Annotated in this window: 15 protein-coding genes; 9 read left to right on the forward strand and 6 right to left on the reverse strand. The window is 69.6% G+C overall.

All coding sequences use genetic code 11. The annotated features are described in order from the left end of the window. The first annotated feature begins 69 nt into the window (after positions 1-69). From BKA25_RS17265 to BKA25_RS17275, 3 genes are all read left to right on the forward strand, one after another. A complete protein-coding gene (locus tag BKA25_RS17265; RefSeq protein WP_069848326.1) occupies positions 70-924 on the forward strand; it encodes a M23 family metallopeptidase in 855 nt (284 codons plus the stop codon). Between the two features lie 202 nt (positions 925-1,126). Further along, positions 1,127-1,453 (forward strand): hypothetical protein, encoded by a 327-nt coding sequence (locus tag BKA25_RS17270; RefSeq protein ID WP_069848324.1) that lies wholly within the window; start codon positions 1,127-1,129, stop codon positions 1,451-1,453. A gap of 237 nt (positions 1,454-1,690) precedes the next feature. Further along, entirely contained in the window at positions 1,691-2,704 is a 1,014-nt protein-coding gene (locus BKA25_RS17275; protein ID WP_172803762.1) for a phosphatase PAP2 family protein, read from the forward strand. Between the two features lie 27 nt (positions 2,705-2,731). On the opposite strand, the gene pcp is transcribed toward BKA25_RS17275, so the two are convergent. Further along, positions 2,732-3,391, reverse strand: a complete 660-nt coding sequence (gene pcp / locus BKA25_RS17280; protein ID WP_069848320.1) for a pyroglutamyl-peptidase I — start codon at positions 3,389-3,391, stop codon at positions 2,732-2,734. 29 nt (positions 3,392-3,420) lie between these two features. Then, entirely contained in the window at positions 3,421-4,245 is an 825-nt protein-coding gene (locus tag BKA25_RS17285; RefSeq protein ID WP_069853515.1) for a nucleotidyltransferase domain-containing protein, read from the reverse strand. A 295-nt stretch (positions 4,246-4,540) separates the two neighbouring features. Here BKA25_RS17285 and BKA25_RS17290 point away from each other — a divergent pair, with 295 nt between their 5' ends. Then, on the forward strand, positions 4,541-5,806 hold the full coding sequence (locus BKA25_RS17290; RefSeq protein WP_069848319.1) for a family 8 glycosyl hydrolase: 1,266 nt from the start codon (positions 4,541-4,543) through the stop codon (positions 5,804-5,806). Here BKA25_RS17290 and BKA25_RS17295 read toward each other — a convergent pair. Both BKA25_RS17295 and BKA25_RS17300 read right to left on the reverse strand, forming a co-directional pair. Beyond that, positions 5,796-7,151, reverse strand: coding sequence for an RNA polymerase sigma factor (locus tag BKA25_RS17295; RefSeq protein ID WP_069848317.1), 1,356 nt, complete (start codon positions 7,149-7,151; stop codon positions 5,796-5,798). The genes BKA25_RS17290 and BKA25_RS17295 overlap by 11 nt on opposite strands. Positions 7,152-7,262: 111 nt before the next feature. Continuing rightward, positions 7,263-7,688: a YciI family protein gene (locus tag BKA25_RS17300; protein WP_069848315.1), complete on the reverse strand. Its 426-nt coding sequence runs from the start codon at positions 7,686-7,688 to the stop codon at positions 7,263-7,265. A 385-nt stretch (positions 7,689-8,073) separates the two neighbouring features. Between BKA25_RS17300 and BKA25_RS17305 the strand changes: the two genes are divergently transcribed. From BKA25_RS17305 to BKA25_RS17325, 5 genes are all read left to right on the forward strand, one after another. Beyond that, a complete protein-coding gene (locus tag BKA25_RS17305) occupies positions 8,074-8,511 on the forward strand; it encodes a hypothetical protein (protein ID WP_069848313.1) in 438 nt (145 codons plus the stop codon). After that, positions 8,504-8,788 (forward strand): hypothetical protein, encoded by a 285-nt coding sequence (locus tag BKA25_RS17310; protein ID WP_157421016.1) that lies wholly within the window; start codon positions 8,504-8,506, stop codon positions 8,786-8,788. Before BKA25_RS17305 ends, BKA25_RS17310 begins: the two co-directional genes overlap by 8 nt. Before the next feature lie 242 nt (positions 8,789-9,030). Continuing rightward, on the forward strand, positions 9,031-9,735 hold the full coding sequence (locus BKA25_RS17315; protein WP_069848310.1) for a GntR family transcriptional regulator: 705 nt from the start codon (positions 9,031-9,033) through the stop codon (positions 9,733-9,735). Positions 9,736-9,823: 88 nt separating this feature from the next. After that, entirely contained in the window at positions 9,824-10,690 is an 867-nt protein-coding gene (locus BKA25_RS17320; RefSeq protein ID WP_069853514.1) for a fumarylacetoacetate hydrolase family protein, read from the forward strand. Then, complete coding sequence (locus BKA25_RS17325) at positions 10,687-11,985, forward strand: L-fuconate dehydratase (protein WP_069848309.1); 1,299 nt, start codon at positions 10,687-10,689, stop codon at positions 11,983-11,985. Before BKA25_RS17320 ends, BKA25_RS17325 begins: the two co-directional genes overlap by 4 nt. Here the strand turns inward: BKA25_RS17325 and BKA25_RS17330 are convergent. Further along, positions 11,949-13,289, reverse strand: coding sequence for an acyltransferase family protein (locus tag BKA25_RS17330; protein ID WP_084642820.1), 1,341 nt, complete (start codon positions 13,287-13,289; stop codon positions 11,949-11,951). The two genes, BKA25_RS17325 and BKA25_RS17330, sit on opposite strands and share 37 nt — an antisense overlap. Beyond that, positions 13,286-14,473: an alpha/beta hydrolase gene (locus tag BKA25_RS17335; protein ID WP_069848307.1), complete on the reverse strand. Its 1,188-nt coding sequence runs from the start codon at positions 14,471-14,473 to the stop codon at positions 13,286-13,288. The genes BKA25_RS17330 and BKA25_RS17335 overlap by 4 nt, the downstream gene beginning before the upstream one ends. Positions 14,474-14,523 lie beyond the last annotated feature (50 nt).

Consider the following 14,523-nt stretch of genomic DNA (forward strand, 5'->3'; position numbering starts at 1 on the left):
TCAGATCGTCGGGTTCATGCTCCCGGTGACGGCCGATCGGCGGTCATCTGAAGGTAGGGAGGAATGTGCATGACGCTCAGAAGACGGATCGGTGCTTTAGCGACGGCCTTCGCCATCTCACTGCTCGGCCTGGTCGTCGGGCAGGGAACGGCGCTGGCCGCCCCGAATTACCAGGTGCCGTTCGAATGTGGCGAGACCGTCAACGCGAACACTCGAACGAACCACAGCCCGGTTCAATCCGTCGATTTCCAACGTAGCAACATCAACAATCTTCCGGTGCTCGCCTCCGCCGCGGGACGGGTCTCCCGCGTCGAGAACACCGGTAGCACCAGCTACGGCCGCTGGATCGAGATCAACCACGGATCCGGTTTCACCACCCGGTACGCCCATTTGTCCAGCCAGTCCGTCTCGGTCGGCACCCAGGTCCGCCTGGGCCAGCAGATCGGCCGGGTCGGCTCGACGGGCGGTTCGACCGGGCCCCACCTGCACTACGAGCAGCGTTCTGGGGGCTCGCCGGTGCGAGTCACGCTGCATGGAGTCGCGGTCCCTTACTACGGAAACACCAATTTCACCAGTGAGAACAGCTGCCCCGGCGGCGGTAACCCGTACACGCCCACCGAGGTGTGCGGCACCGGCTACCGGGTCATCAACCAACGGGCCCTCGGCACTGCCGGCACGGTCTACCTGACGTACAACTCGTCCAATCAGCACAACTGCGTGGTTACGTTGAAGTCCAAGTCCGTAGGCACCCCGACCGCCACCTCGGCGTTCCTCGAGGTGCAGGGTCAGAGTCGACAGACCGACTCCGGTTCCTTCGGCTATTACGCGGGCCCCGTGCGCAAGGCAGCGGGCAGCACATGTGTGAAGTGGGGCGGGTCGGCAGGCGGCCAGTCCTACACCAGTCCGTTCGAGCACTGCGGCTGATCGACAGCCGAAGCACTCTCGAGTGCTGCCCGCCGAGGCCGTGACACCACCTCGGCGGGCAGCATCCACTCGCGGCCCCGTTCCGCCGGCTCACCGGGGAACGGGGCCGTTCACGTCCGAGGGCGGCGACTTCGCACCCGGAGCACGACGCGCCAACGGTCCGGGCGGGTCCAGTCATCCTCGGCGGCTACGGTGGTGGGCGATGAACACCGACGAGGTCGCCGAGCAGCCCATCGGCGTGATCTCCGCCGAGACCGCAGCCTTCGCGCTGGACCGGTTCGCGGGCCGCAATGCGCGGGTGCCGGGTTCCACCGTCGTGCATGCCATGCGCCCCGCGCGTTTCCTCGGTCGATCGGTACCAGGACTCGGTTGCGGGACGGCGGTCGGCGGTTGGGACTGGTCTCGACTGTTGCCCAGCGCGGAACCGATCACCTGTTCACGATGCCGCCGAAGCCGGTCCTCTGCCGCCGACGACGATCTGTTCGACGAACGAGCACAGCTGTCCCTGGACTTCGGCGGCCTCGGCTAGAGATGACTGCCTGATTCCGAGCACTTCGTTCCTGCGGATCGACGCCGAGGTGCTTCCGAGCATCAATTTCGTTCAACACTGAAGGAATAATGTTCAGGGATCTCTGCCCGGACCATGCTCCGTTCAGCTCCCGGGCACAACCGCCGAACATCCGAGACATCCTGGGCATAGAGGGCCTGTCCGATTTGCCGGGTGGTCGTGTGCACCTGGATGTCAGGTTCCATACACTTCCCGGCCATGATCAACACGATTGGAGGTCGGGTGCTCTCCTCCCTGCGTTCGCCCGACCCCGCCGCCGAAGCCCACGACGTCGTGCCCATGGCCGCAGGGGAGCCGGAGATCGACGGTGTCCCGGCCGTGAGCGCGACCTGGTATCAGAACCTCGTCGAGTTCGCCAACGGCACGCCGGGGTGGGTGCATCTGTTCGCAGAGGTGGGCACCGAGGCCTTACCGATCCTGTTGGTCGTCCTGATGGCGGTGAACTGGTGGCGATCGAGGAGACTCGGGGCCGCCGTCACCGCGCAGGCCTTCCTCGCGCCGACGGCAACGGCGATCGCCTACTTCATCAGTGACATCGCCAAGTCGATCATTCAACAGCCGCGGCCCTGCCAGGCCATGGACCTGGTATCGATCGCGCCATGTTCACCCATGGGCGACTGGTCCTTCCCCAGTAACCACACCACCTTCGCGATGGCGGCGGCCGTCGGCCTGGCCATCGCCTGGCGCCGCACCATGCCCTGGGTGCTCACGGGGGCGGTGTTGACCGGGTTCTCCCGGGTGTTCGTCGGCGCGCACTACCCGCACGACGTCGTCGTGGGCCTGGCGCTCGGCGCGGCCGTGGCCGCCGCGATCATGTTCGGCACACGCCGACCCACCACCACACTCGTGACCTGGGCGTCGGGCGTTCCCGCGCTGCGTTGGGCGGTGGCGACGGGCAGGCAGCCGGACGCCACGGAGCCTGCGACCGTGCGATTGCCCGCCACCCCGGCCGCACCGACGACGAGTCCAGGCGACGGCGATCCCGGCGGGGCCCCGGACGCGAACTCGCTGCCCACCCAACGAATCCCCGCAGCCCACGGTCGAGGACACCGTGATCCCGCCCGGTCGGGCATGCCGCAGGAGCCGACCGAGCGCATCCAGGTGCGTCCGCCGTCGAACCGCCCGCTGAGTCGCGAGGACGGTCGACCAGCTGCACGTCCGGGCACCCCGGCCGATCGGGAGAGGACCACCCGACTACGTCATCCGCGCTGAACCCGCCGAGCCGGCAGGCGGGGTGCGTCAGTGCAGCGCCCCGCCGGGCAGCGCACGATCCGTCGTCACCGACAGGCTCGTGTCGACGATCCGCAGCAATGCGGCGGTGGAGACGTCCACCGCCATGCTGGGATGCCTGCCGTCGCTCGCCTGCTCGGGAGCGAACGGAATGTGGACGAACCCACCCCTCGGCTCCGGACCCGTGCCTGCGCCGCGCCGCGCCGTCAACTCGTGCATCAGCCGGTAGAAGACGTGATTGCAGGTGAAGGTGCCCGCCGTCTGGGACACGGCGGCGGGGATGCCCGCCTCCCGCAGATCCGCCACACACGCCTTGACCGGCAGCGTGCCGAAGTAGGCGGCGGGGCCGCCCTCGACGATCGGCACGTCCACCGGTTGATTGCCCGCGTTGTCCGGGATGCGTGCGTCATCGATGTTGACCGCCACCCGCTCCAGGGCGATTCCGGCCCGGCCGCCTGCCTGGCCCACCGCGACGACCAGATCGGGGCGGTACTCGTCCAACGCCTCGACCAGTGTGGGCCCGCAACGTTCGAAGTCGACGGGCAACTCGGCGGTATGCAGCCGAGCCGACCCGGACCACCGCCGTTCCGCCTGCACCACGGCCTGCCAGGACGGGTTGGTGCTCGCGCCGTCGAAGGGCTCGAAGCCGGTGAGCAGGACGACGGTCATACGGGGCTCCTTCGAAGAGACGTCTCGCCTCACCGGGCGGCGTCGAGGTCGGCGGCGATGTCGCGGTACAGCTGCTCGTCGAGTCGGATGCCCCACCGTGCCTCGGCCTCCGAGGCGAGATCACGACTCCACTGCCAGCTCTGCCGGGCGGCCGCCGCCAATGCGACCGGCTCCAGTGCGGCGGTGGTGGCGGCATAGCGGGCGACGTCGGCCTCGGGTAGGTCCGCCTCCAATGCCCGGCTGGGAGTCAGCCAGTGGGCGGTGGAGCCCCGTAGCAGCCTGCACAACTGGAGTTGGTGCGGCGCGACCATGGTGGTCAGCGCGGTATGCACGCGGGCGTACTCGCCCCGGGCCAACACCTGCGCGAGCATCAGCGTCCAGTTGGCCAGTTCGTCGACGAGTTGCCGCGCGGTGTCGGCAGGCGCGGGCGCGGCGAACTCGCTAAGGCTGCGCGCGGCGGGGAGCAGCCGACCACTGCGGTCCAGCAGCACGGCCCGCTCCGGTTCGGGAAGGTGCACCAGGCCACGCCAGGAGGTCACCTGTTCGACACAACCGGCGGCGGAGTCGAGATGGAACTCGCCGCGCATGAGGTCGTCGAACACCACGGCGAGAATCCCGAAGCCGTTGGTGTAGGCCAACGACAACGGCGCCAATCCGGTGAGGAACTCGCGGCCGTCGAAGTCGCCGAGGTGCTCCTCGGCGACGAACAGATACGCCTCGATGTCGGAGTGGGCATCGGCCTCGCCGAGGGTCCAGGACCCGTAGAGCAGCACACCGTCCAGCCGGGGTTCGGCGTGTGCGATCGAGCGGAGCCGATCGATCCTGGCGTCGAGTGCCGGAGATGTCGAGGGCATCGTGGTGATCGTCCTCCGCGTGGGTGGGGCGTCCCTGATCGTCGAGCCGTGGCCCGGGACGAGAACCTGGGTCGGGCCGGAACCCGTCGGGGAGGGTACCGCCCGGTGGCATCGCCGTTCGGCCTGCGGTTCGTGCCGGGGACTCGACCGAAGGCCGGTACGCACTACGGCCGTCGTACCAATCCGACTGGGCGAGGTTGACCGAACCGTGATCTTCCTGCCACGGTCTAGCTCGATCCACCCCCGGCCCCGACAAACCGAACTCGAGGTGCCCGTGATGCGCGGTGTTCGATCAATGACAACGTTACCGGTGGCCGTCGCCGCCGCCGTGACTCTCACGGCGTCGGCCGGGATCGCGCACTCCGCCGCCCCTGCGGCCGAGTCGCCTTCCAGCGGAGTCGGCACCACGGTGACGAGCTCGATAGCGGATTCCCCCGCCCGGCCGAGCGCGCTGCTCTCCCCCTCGGCGTCCGCCGCCGATCAGGAGGCGGCCATCGCCGAGTTCTACACGGACTGGAAGTCGGCGTTCGTGCGCAACGACTGTCAGGACGACTGGTACCACGTCTACTCACCCGACGCCTACGAACCGTATGTCGCCGAGGGGCAGGGCTACGGTCTGGTGATCACCGCCCAGATGGCCGACGTCGATCCCGAGGCGCAGCAGCTGTTCGACGGCATCCTGCAGTACGTGCTCGATCATCCGTCCGCGTTGGACCCCGACCTGATGGCGGGCGCCCAGGACCTGTCGTGCAACACGACGGGCGGCCAGGACTCCGCCACCGACGGCGACCTGGACATCGCCTACGGCCTGCTGCTGGCCGACGCCGTCTGGGGTAGCGAGGGCGTCCACGACTATCACGCGCTGGCGGTCCGGCGCATCGACGCGATCAAGCGCAGCGAGGTCCACCCGGACACCCGCCTGATGGAACTGGGCGACTGGGCGCACCCGGAGTGGACGCCCGAGCTCTATTGGGGCAGCAGGCCCTCCGACTGGATGCTCGGGCACTTCCGCGCGTTCCGCGAGGCCACCGGGGACAGCGACTGGGACACCATCCGGATCGCTCACCAGGACCTGATCGAGACGCTCCAGCAGGACTACGCGCCCGACACGGGGCTGCTCCCGGACTTCGTGCAGGACACCGGGACCGACCCGAAGCCCGCCCAGGGACAGTTCCTGGAGAGCGATACCGACGGCTACTTCAGTTGGAACGCCTGCCGGACTCCGTGGCGGATCGGAGTCGACGCGGTGGAATCCGGCGATCCCCGTTCGGTCGCCGCCGCCCAGCGGATGGACGAGTGGATCAAGCAGTCCACCGGCGGTGACCCGAACCAGATCGGCTCGGGCTACCGGCTGGACGGCACCCGGTACGCCACCGGCTCGGATGCGGCGTTCTTCGCTCCCTTCGCGGTGGCCGCGATGAGCAACCCGGAGAGCCAGCAGTGGTTGGACGCGCTGTGGGCGAAGATCGTGGCAACCGAGGTCGACCCCGACACCTACTACGCGGCCAGCATCCAACTGCAGGTGATGCTGATCGTCAGCGGCACGGGCGTCACCCTGTAACCGGTCGCCTCGCCGCCGAGTCGAGGTCCATGGCCGACGGCTCGGCGGCGGCTCCGGTCCGCTGCATCCGATGCGCGGCGGCCTCGCAGGCGGCCGCGCGTTCCGCGAGCAGGGCGCGTTCCCGCGCGTTCTTGGTGAGCGTGGCGGCCCTGGCGAACTCGGTGGCCGCCTCGGAATCGCGGCCGAGTCGCCGAAGCAGATCGCCACGCAGGCTCGGCAGCAGGTGATGGGCCGCCAGGCTCGGTTCCCCGGTCAGCGTGTCGACCAGTTCCAGTCCCACCGCCGGTCCGAAGGCCATCGACAGCGCGACCGCCCGGTTGAGTTCCACCACCGGGGACGGCGTCTGCAGGGCGAGCGCTTGATACAGCGCGGCGATGCGGATCCAGTCGGTCTCCTCGGCGGTGCGGGCCCGCGCATGACACGCTGCGATCGCAGCCTGCATCGCATACGGTCCGCGCGGGTGTGCGAGGGCCTCCGACCGTTCCAAGGCCGCGAGTCCCCGATTGATGAGCAGTCGATCCCACCGGGCTCGGTTCTGGTCGAGCAGCAACACGGGATCACCGGTGGGCGAGGTGCGCGCCCGCATCCTCGACGCCTGGATCTCCATCAGGGCGACCAGACCATGGACCTCGGCGTCCTCGGGCAGCAGTCCGGCGAGCACCCTGCCGAGCCGCAACGCCTCCTCGCATAGGGCGGGCCGCATCCAGTCCTCGCCCGAGGTCGCCGCGTAACCCTCGTTGAAGATCAGGTAGATCACGCTGAGCACGGAGGCGATCCGGGCTGGTCGGTCCGCAGGGGCGGGTACCTCGAAGGGCACCCCGGCCTTGGTAAGCGTGCGTTTGGCCCGGACGATCCGCTGGGCCACCGTCGACTCCGGGACCAGGAAACCTCTGGCGATCTCCTCGGTGGTCAGACCGCCGAGTAGCCGCAGGGTGAGGGCGACCCTGGCATCGGTGGACAGCACCGGATGGCAGGAGACGAACACCAGGCGAAGCAGGTCGTCCTGGATGTCGTCGGAGTCGAGCTGCTCGCTCGCCGCATCCGGCGCGGTCCCGACCCCGTCCACGCCCTGATTGCGGCCCAACTCCACGAGGTTGGCCGCGAAGCGTTCCCTACGGCGGAGATGGTCGATGGCCCGACGTTTCGCGATGGTCGTCAACCACGCTCCCGGATTCCGGGGAATCCCGGTCTCCGGCCACTGTTCCAAGGCCGCCACCAGGGCGTCCTGCGCGAACTCCTCGGCAAGGCCGACATCGTGGAGGAATCGGGCGAGGCCTGCGATGAGCCGCGCCGACTCGGTTCGCCACACCGCGTCGATCGCAGGGCGAGGGTCGGAAGCCGTCATGACCTCCGACCCAAGCACACGGCGTCGGCTATCGGGAGGGTTTCGCCCCCTCCGGCGCCCCCGGTTCGACGGCGAGGCCGAGTCCGAGGCCGTGAATCAGGGGGCGGCCGCTCACTTCTTCTCGGTCTTCGACCGCAGCGCCTCGGCCGACTCGCGCACCTCCGGGGTCGCGGCGTCGCCGAAGTCGTCCATCTCGAAGATCTGTCGGACCTCCAGTACCTGCTCGCCCTGTTCCGGGGCCGGGCAGCGCTTGGCCCACTCGATGGCCTCCGCCTTCGACTTCACCTGCAGGATCCAGAATCCGGCGACGAGCTCCTTGGCCTCCGCGAATGGGCCGTCGACCACCGTCGGGGCGGCGCCGTCGTTCCACTGGACCCTGGCGCCGTTCTGGCTGGCCTGGAGACCCTCGCCTGCGAGCAGGACGCCCGCCGCGACCAGCTCCTCGTTGTAGCGGCCCATCGCGGTGAGCAGTTCCTCGCTCGGAAGCACGCCCGCCTCGGTGTCGGCATCGGACTTGACCAAGACCATGAATCGCATGGGGGCTCCCCTGTCACTCGGTTGGCGGCCCGGACACCCGTCGGTGACGGGATGGGTTCCCGGGCCCTACTAGTGCGTCGAACGGTCGACGGCCGGATCGACACGTCGACAGAACTTTCCGAGAAGATTTTTCCGCCGCTTCTCCGCGACCGCACCATTCGGCTCCACCTACCGCGCCGACCAGTGCCTCCGCCCAGGTGAGCGCTCGATCCTCCGCGCACGGCGCCATCCTCGGGAGCGCTCCGAGGATCGCTGGGGGCGGTGGTGATCGCGGCCGGAGGGGACGCCGGCCGATGGAGTACGGATCGCGGACGACCGTGGTCGCACGGCCTAGAATCGACCATGACCGAGTCACCTCCGATACACCGAGCGTTACATTAGGGCGGTGGTGGGATGGGAGTACGCGCTCTGGGGACTCTTCGGTGGCTTCGCCGTGGAGGGTCTCGAGTTCTCCGGCGCGATCCGACGGACGGGCACCTGGCCGTGGCGGGTTCCCGACGAGCCGGGGCCGCTTCCCCTGTTGGTCTCGGTTCTGATCCGACTGGGTGTCGGTTCGGGGTTGGCCGCAGCTGCCGGTATCGCGGGTCAGGTCAGTGGGCCCTTCGGCGCGCTCGCGATCGGCGTGGCGGCCCCGCTGCTGGTGGAACAGCTCACCAGAGCGCTGCCCGCCGCCGACGCATCCCGTCCACCGCAGGCCCCGGAGGGCCCGCAGCGCCGGGACATCGCCTGGCGCGACACCGATGCGGAGCGGATCCGTTCCGTGGAGCAGGCACCCCGCCCCGCACCCGCCGTTTCACCGCACAGTGGAGGTGCCGATGAATGACGGCTTCCTGAGGAATCTGGTCCGCGCGCTGGCGAGGAACACACCTGCCTTCACACCGCCGCGCCCCGTCTACGCCGATCGCAGGCCGGGGCTGCGGGCGGCGCTGGCCAGGGACGTCGCAGAACAGGCCGAACGCCACGCCCCGGATGACAGGCTCGATCGACGATCCGATGGTGACACGCACGCCGAATCGGCCGGTGGTCGACGTCGTGACTCCGCCGCCTCGATCAACCGTTCGCCGGACGGCCGCCGACGACCGCTCACAGCCTCGGGCTGAGGTTCCGCCGCCTGCGCTAGGTGCTGGAGGCTCGTCGCACCGCCGCCACGGGCAGCGGTGCAGGCCGGTGGGAACCCTGCCGGCCTGCTCGCCGCGTGCCCCGAAACGGCTTCGGCGAGCGGCCTCGGTGACCGGTTCGGCCGAAGACGGCCGGCGAATCCTATAGGATCCGGCGCCGCCGACCCCTAGGGTGCGAACCAGCGGCCGCGAACGGATCGGGCGCAGGCACCGGGGAGCACGGGATGAACGCTGCACCGAGGGGTTCCGGGTCGACGACGGCCCGCGCCCCGAGTGCGCCCCGCCGGAGCGTGTTGGTCGACGAGGTCTACGAGACGATCAAGAATCTGATCATGGACCACGCCATCGCCCCGGGCGAGCGGCTGTCCATCGACGGTCTGGCCCGCAGACTCGAGGTCTCCCCCACCCCGGTCCGGGAGGCCCTGGCCCGGTTGGAGTCGACCGAGCTGGTGGTCAAGGAGCCGCTGCGGGGGTATCGCACCACCGCGTTGCTCACGCTGGAGCAGCTGGACGATCTCTATCGCTTCCGTCTGCTGCTGGAACCCTGGGCCGCCGCCGAGGCCGCCCGAGGCGCCACCGAGCCCGCGAAGGACCGATTGCGGGCGGAGCTGGATTCCTGCGCGCCGCCGGATTCGCAGCGCTACCAGGCCCTGGCCCTGCACGACACCCGCTTCCATCTCCTCATCGCGGAGCTCTCCGGGAGCGCGCAGATCCGTCGCGCCTTCGAGCAGACCCACTGTCATCTGCATATCTTCCGGCTCTACTACGACCAGCGGATCGCGACGATGGCGCTGGCCGAGCATCGGCGGGTCACCGAGGCCGTCGTCGCGGGCGATCCCGTGGCGGCGAAATTGGCGATGCGTGCGCATCTGGAGGCCTCCTACTACGAGCGGCTACGCCCGCTGTTCGACACCGGGAACCCGCCGTGAGGTCGGGGCGCGGATGCCGCCGATGGGCGACACAGAATTCCGAACCATCCGAGACACCGCCTGTGACGGCGGTAGGAGAGGAGTACCCGTGCGGCTGCTGCGACTCGGTGCACCCGGGGCCGAACGTCCCGCCCTGCGAACGGACGACGGCGCGTTCTTCGATCTGAGCCCGATCACCGACGACATCGACGGCGCGTTCCTCGCCGCCGAGGGCATCGACCGGGCCCGAACGGCGTTGGCCGCAGGCACGCTGCCCGCGCTGGATCCGACCGGGTTACGCATCGGCGCCCCGATCGCCCGGCCGATGGCCGTGCTGTGCATCGGCCAGAACTATGCCGCGCACGCCCGGGAGTCCGGGGCGGAACCACCCGCCCAGCCCATCCTGTTCTTCAAGCACCCCAACACCATCGTCGGCCCGGACGACGCGGTGCGGATTCCGCCGGGCAGTTCGCGCACCGACTGGGAGGTGGAGTTGGCCGTGGTGATCGGCAAGCGCGCCAGCCGACTCGCAGGCCCCGAGGATGCGGCGGCGCACATCGCCGGTTACACGGTCTCCAACGACATCTCCGAGCGCGAGTGGCAGCTGGAGCGCTCCGGCGGGCAGTGGTCGCTGGGCAAGTGCGGTCCCGGCTTCAATCCCCTGGGCCCCTGGTTGGTACCCGCCGAGGACATCGGCGATCCGCAGTCGCTGCGGCTGCGTTCCTGGGTCAACGGTGCGCCCCGGCAGGATTCCGCCACCTCGGACATGGTGTTCGACGTCGCGTTCCTGGTGTGGCACCTGAGCCGATTCCTCACGTTGGAACCCGGCGACGTGATCAACACCGGCACCCCGGAGGGTGTGGCGCTCTCCGGTCGTTTCCCCTATCTCGGTGCGGGCGATGTCGTGGAGTTGGAGATCGACGGCCTCGGCAGACAGCGACAGGTGATGACCGGGCCGGAGGGCGAGGCCGCGTGAGCCGGATCGTCGCCCTGGAGGTGTCCGACGTCCGATTCCCGACCTCCCGGGAACTCGACGGCTCGGACGCCATGAATCCCGATCCCGACTACTCCGCCGCCTATCTGGTGCTGCGGACCGACGAGGGTCCCGACGGCCATGGTTTCGTGTTCACCATCGGTCGGGGCAACGACGTCCAGTGCGCGGCGATCGAGCTGCTCGCCCCGCACGTCGTCGGCCGCGATGTCGAGAAGTTGTGCGCCGACCTGGGCGGGCTGTCCCGGGAGCTGGTCTCGGACTCGCAGCTTCGCTGGCTCGGTCCCGAGAAGGGCGTCATGCATATGGCGGTGGGGGCCGTGGTCAACGCAGCGTGGGACCTGGCCGCCAAGCGCGCGGGGATGCCGGTGTGGCGACTGCTGGCGAGCCTGACTCCGGAGCAGATCGTCGAGTTGGTGGACTGGCGCTATCTGACCGACGCGCTCACCCCCGACGAGGCGCTGGAGATCCTGCGGGCCGCCGAACCCGGCCGATCCGAGCGGCTACAGCGACTCGAACGCGAGGGCTATCCCGGCTACACCACCTCGCCGGGGTGGCTCGGTTACGACGACGCCAAGTTGGCGAGGTTGGCGACCGAGGCGGTCGCCGAGGGTTTCGACCTGATCAAGTTGAAGGTCGGCGCCGCCCTCGACGACGACGTCCGCAGGCTCGGGGTGGCCAGGGCCGCGGTGGGTCCCGACGTGCGGATCGCCATCGACGCCAACCAGCGCTTCGACGTCGATACGGCCATCCCCTGGCTGCGCAGACTGCGCGAGTTCAACCCGTGGTGGATCGAGGAGCCGACCTCCCCCGACGACGTCCTCGGCCATGCCGCGATCCGCAACGCGGTGGCGCCGATGCGGGTCGCCACCGGTGAACACGTCCAGAACCGGGTGATGTTCAAGCAGCTCCTGCAGGCCGGGGCGATCGACATCCTGCAGATCGACGCCACCCGGGTCGGCGGGGTGAACGAGAACGTGGCGATCCTGTTGCTGGCGGCCAAGTTCGGGGTTCCGGTGTGCCCGCATGCCGGTGGAGTGGGCCTCTGCGAACTGGTCCAACACCTGGCGATGTTCGACTACGTGGCCGTGTCGGGAGCCCTCGACGGCCGGGCCATCGAGTACGTGGACCACCTGCATGAGCATTTCAGCACCCCGGTGCGGATCCGCGATGGCCGGTACCAGGTGCCGATCGATCCCGGATCCGGTGCGGAGATGCTCGCCGACTCCCGACAACGGTTCGCCTACCCCGCAGGCGAGGTGTGGCGCGGCGGGTCCTGATCGGCCGCCGTGGGCCGCGCCGCATCGGCAGTCGCTCCTGCCGGTGCGGCGGGCCGCAACACGGTGGAGGCGCTGCGCTGCTCCCACCGTCGGAAGAGCAGGATGAAGCCGCACAGCACCACACCGCAGAGCGGCAGCAGCGCCAGGCGACTCAACAGCCAGGTGAGATCGGCGGGCACCCCGTCGAATCCCAGAAGGCTCAGTCCCACCGCGTGGGTGGCCAGCTGGGTCGACATCAACGCCGTCTGATGCCAGAGGTAGACGGTCATGGCCACCAGATTGATCGTCACCACGATCGCCCAGAGCCACGGCCGGGTCAGCGCCCGGGCCAACCGCCGGTAGAACGTCAACGCCACCCCGAGTTGGGCCAGCGCCATCGCGGGGACCAACAGCGAGGGCGGGCCCATATTGGAGCGGTCGGCGCCGGTCACCCCGGTCATGCTCGCCGGATAGTCGGCGAACACGATCAGCGCCACGCAGGCCGCCAGCCCCGCGACGAACAGCCATGGTCCGGCCGCCTGCACCAGCCTGCCCCTGGCGAAGGCCACCCCCAGCACGTAGGGCACCAGCCAGGCGGCGATCAGGTTCGGGGTGCCCACGGACGCGGGCAGCTCCCACCACGGGCCGTACCGCAGCAGGTCGAGCAGCAGGACGACCGCAGCGGGCCCCACTGCCGCCCACGCGCCCCAGCGCCGAACCGCCGCGTCGACGATCGGCGTACCCGCCGTCAGGACCAGGTAGACCGGCAGGAACCACAGTGGACTGACGACGAACAGTCCGACGGTGTACAGGTCGGCCCCCGTCCACCCGCTCAGGCCCAGCACGGCGAGCAACACCGCGACGAACCCGGCCAGCAGCACCACCGGTCGCAGCATCCGGTCCAGCCGGGCGCCCAACCACGGCAGGTATCCCCGGCCGAGAATCGAACCTCGGGTGGTCGCCGAGGCGCTCCCGCCGGAGGCTCGGTCGAGGCTGCGGACATTGGCCCAACCGCCTGCGAAGAAGAACAGGCCGAGTAACTGCAGAACCCAGGTGAGCGGTGTCAACTCGGGCAGATGCTGCAACGGGCTGGCGATGTGCGGCCCGTTCTGGTCGAAGACGACGACGCTGACCAGCCAGTGGCCGAGGACGACACCGACGATCGCCAGCGCGCGCAGGGCATCGATCACCCGGTCGCGCTCCGCAGGGGTGGCGTCGTCGATCGCCCGGAGTCGTGCGGACAGACCGCGCCGCGCGTGGCGTGGCTCGGGTACCCGTCCTCGTCGGGTGCGGCGGGGAACGGCGGTCGAGTCGGTACTGGTCATCGGTGGGTGTCCGCTCCGGTGTGGTGTGGCTCGGATACGAGGTCGAGCGAGATCTGGGCGAATCGGCGCGCGGTGTCGGTGTCGCGGTGGAGATATCCGTCGTGGCCTCGGACGTCGGTGGCCGGGATCCGCCGAGCGCCGAAGGCGGCCGACGTCGGTGCCCGGCCGTGGCCGAAGCCGAGGAATCGGACGTTGGGCACATGTCGAATCCAGTCCGAGGGACCCAACGCCGCCCAGAGCCGGGCGTCGGTGTGCAGTTCCGTCACGGTGTCCACGCCCATGCCGGGGCTCCCGAAGACGACGATGTCGTGCACCGCTTCGGGCAGCTTCTCGGCCGCCCGGCCGCAGACCACCGATCCGTAGCTGTGGCAGAGCAGCGTCACCCGAGTCGTCGACCGAGTCGGGTGACCCGCGTCGGGACTGCTCCGGGCCGCGATCAGTCCGTCGATCAGATCGCGTAACTCCTCGGCCCCCGCCTCGGCGTACCGAGCGGTTGCCGCGCCGACGCCCAGGGCCTGCGGGGTGGCATAACCCGCCCAGGCGACGACTGCGGTGGACGCAGCAGGCGACAGTGCGCGTTGGGTGCGGTACAGCTCGGCGGCCATCGCTCCCGGGGTGCCGACGTGACCGGAGCGCGGGTCGAAGGATCTGGTCGAGATCCCCGTCCCCGGTACGACGACCGCGACGTGGGTGGCGTTCGCCAGATCGCCGTGTACCTCCGCGTAGCGGCCCCGACCGCGAGGATCGAAGAGCAGCACCGGTCGACGGTTCTCGGCCAGGCGGCGGTACATCGCCTCGGTGCGTCGGGCCGAGGAGCGTGCGGGTTCCGAGAGGCTCTGGTCGGCGGCGACGGCGGCGAGGCGGGCGCGTTCCAACGCGATGGCCCGTCGGTTGGCGGCGAAGCGGGTCCGGAGTGGGGCACCGTCGAGATTGCCCATGACGAAGGGGAATCGCTCGACGAGCTCGTCGGTGTTCTGTCGGCCCGCATCGGTGAGGAAATCGGCGACCGTCTGCGGCTCCGCCTGCTCCGCGTCGGGCAGCGCTTCGCCGTCCACTCGGTGACGGGACCAGGCGACGGCACCGGGAAGCGGCTCGGCGGGCTCGGGTCCGGTCACCGAGCCCGAGCACCAGGGCAGCACGAGTGCGGCCACCAGTGCGGTTAACGACGCCCGCGTGAATCCCATGGTCTCCCCCAGCCGAATACGCCTGCTGACTAGGGAAAATCTAGGTACGT

Source organism: Actinoalloteichus hymeniacidonis, assembly GCF_014203365.1.
Lineage (GTDB): Bacteria > Actinomycetota > Actinomycetes > Mycobacteriales > Pseudonocardiaceae > Actinoalloteichus_A > Actinoalloteichus_A hymeniacidonis.

Coding starts and splice junctions, on each gene's coding strand:
- pcp (WP_069848320.1), bottom strand. CDS start 3,391: ATGACCGTCGTCCTGCTCACCGGCTTCGAGCCCTTCGACGGCGCGAGC.
- BKA25_RS17275 (WP_172803762.1), top strand. CDS start 1,691: ATGATCAACACGATTGGAGGTCGGGTGCTCTCCTCCCTGCGTTCGCCC.
- BKA25_RS17310 (WP_157421016.1), top strand. CDS start 8,504: ATGAATGACGGCTTCCTGAGGAATCTGGTCCGCGCGCTGGCGAGGAAC.
- BKA25_RS17270 (WP_069848324.1), top strand. CDS start 1,127: ATGAACACCGACGAGGTCGCCGAGCAGCCCATCGGCGTGATCTCCGCC.
- BKA25_RS17300 (WP_069848315.1), bottom strand. CDS start 7,688: ATGCGATTCATGGTCTTGGTCAAGTCCGATGCCGACACCGAGGCGGGC.
- BKA25_RS17330 (WP_084642820.1), bottom strand. CDS start 13,289: ATGACCAGTACCGACTCGACCGCCGTTCCCCGCCGCACCCGACGAGGA.
- BKA25_RS17335 (WP_069848307.1), bottom strand. CDS start 14,473: ATGGGATTCACGCGGGCGTCGTTAACCGCACTGGTGGCCGCACTCGTG.
- BKA25_RS17285 (WP_069853515.1), bottom strand. CDS start 4,245: ATGCCCTCGACATCTCCGGCACTCGACGCCAGGATCGATCGGCTCCGC.
- BKA25_RS17295 (WP_069848317.1), bottom strand. CDS start 7,151: ATGACGGCTTCCGACCCTCGCCCTGCGATCGACGCGGTGTGGCGAACC.
- BKA25_RS17290 (WP_069848319.1), top strand. CDS start 4,541: ATGACAACGTTACCGGTGGCCGTCGCCGCCGCCGTGACTCTCACGGCG.
- BKA25_RS17265 (WP_069848326.1), top strand. CDS start 70: ATGACGCTCAGAAGACGGATCGGTGCTTTAGCGACGGCCTTCGCCATC.
- BKA25_RS17315 (WP_069848310.1), top strand. CDS start 9,031: ATGAACGCTGCACCGAGGGGTTCCGGGTCGACGACGGCCCGCGCCCCG.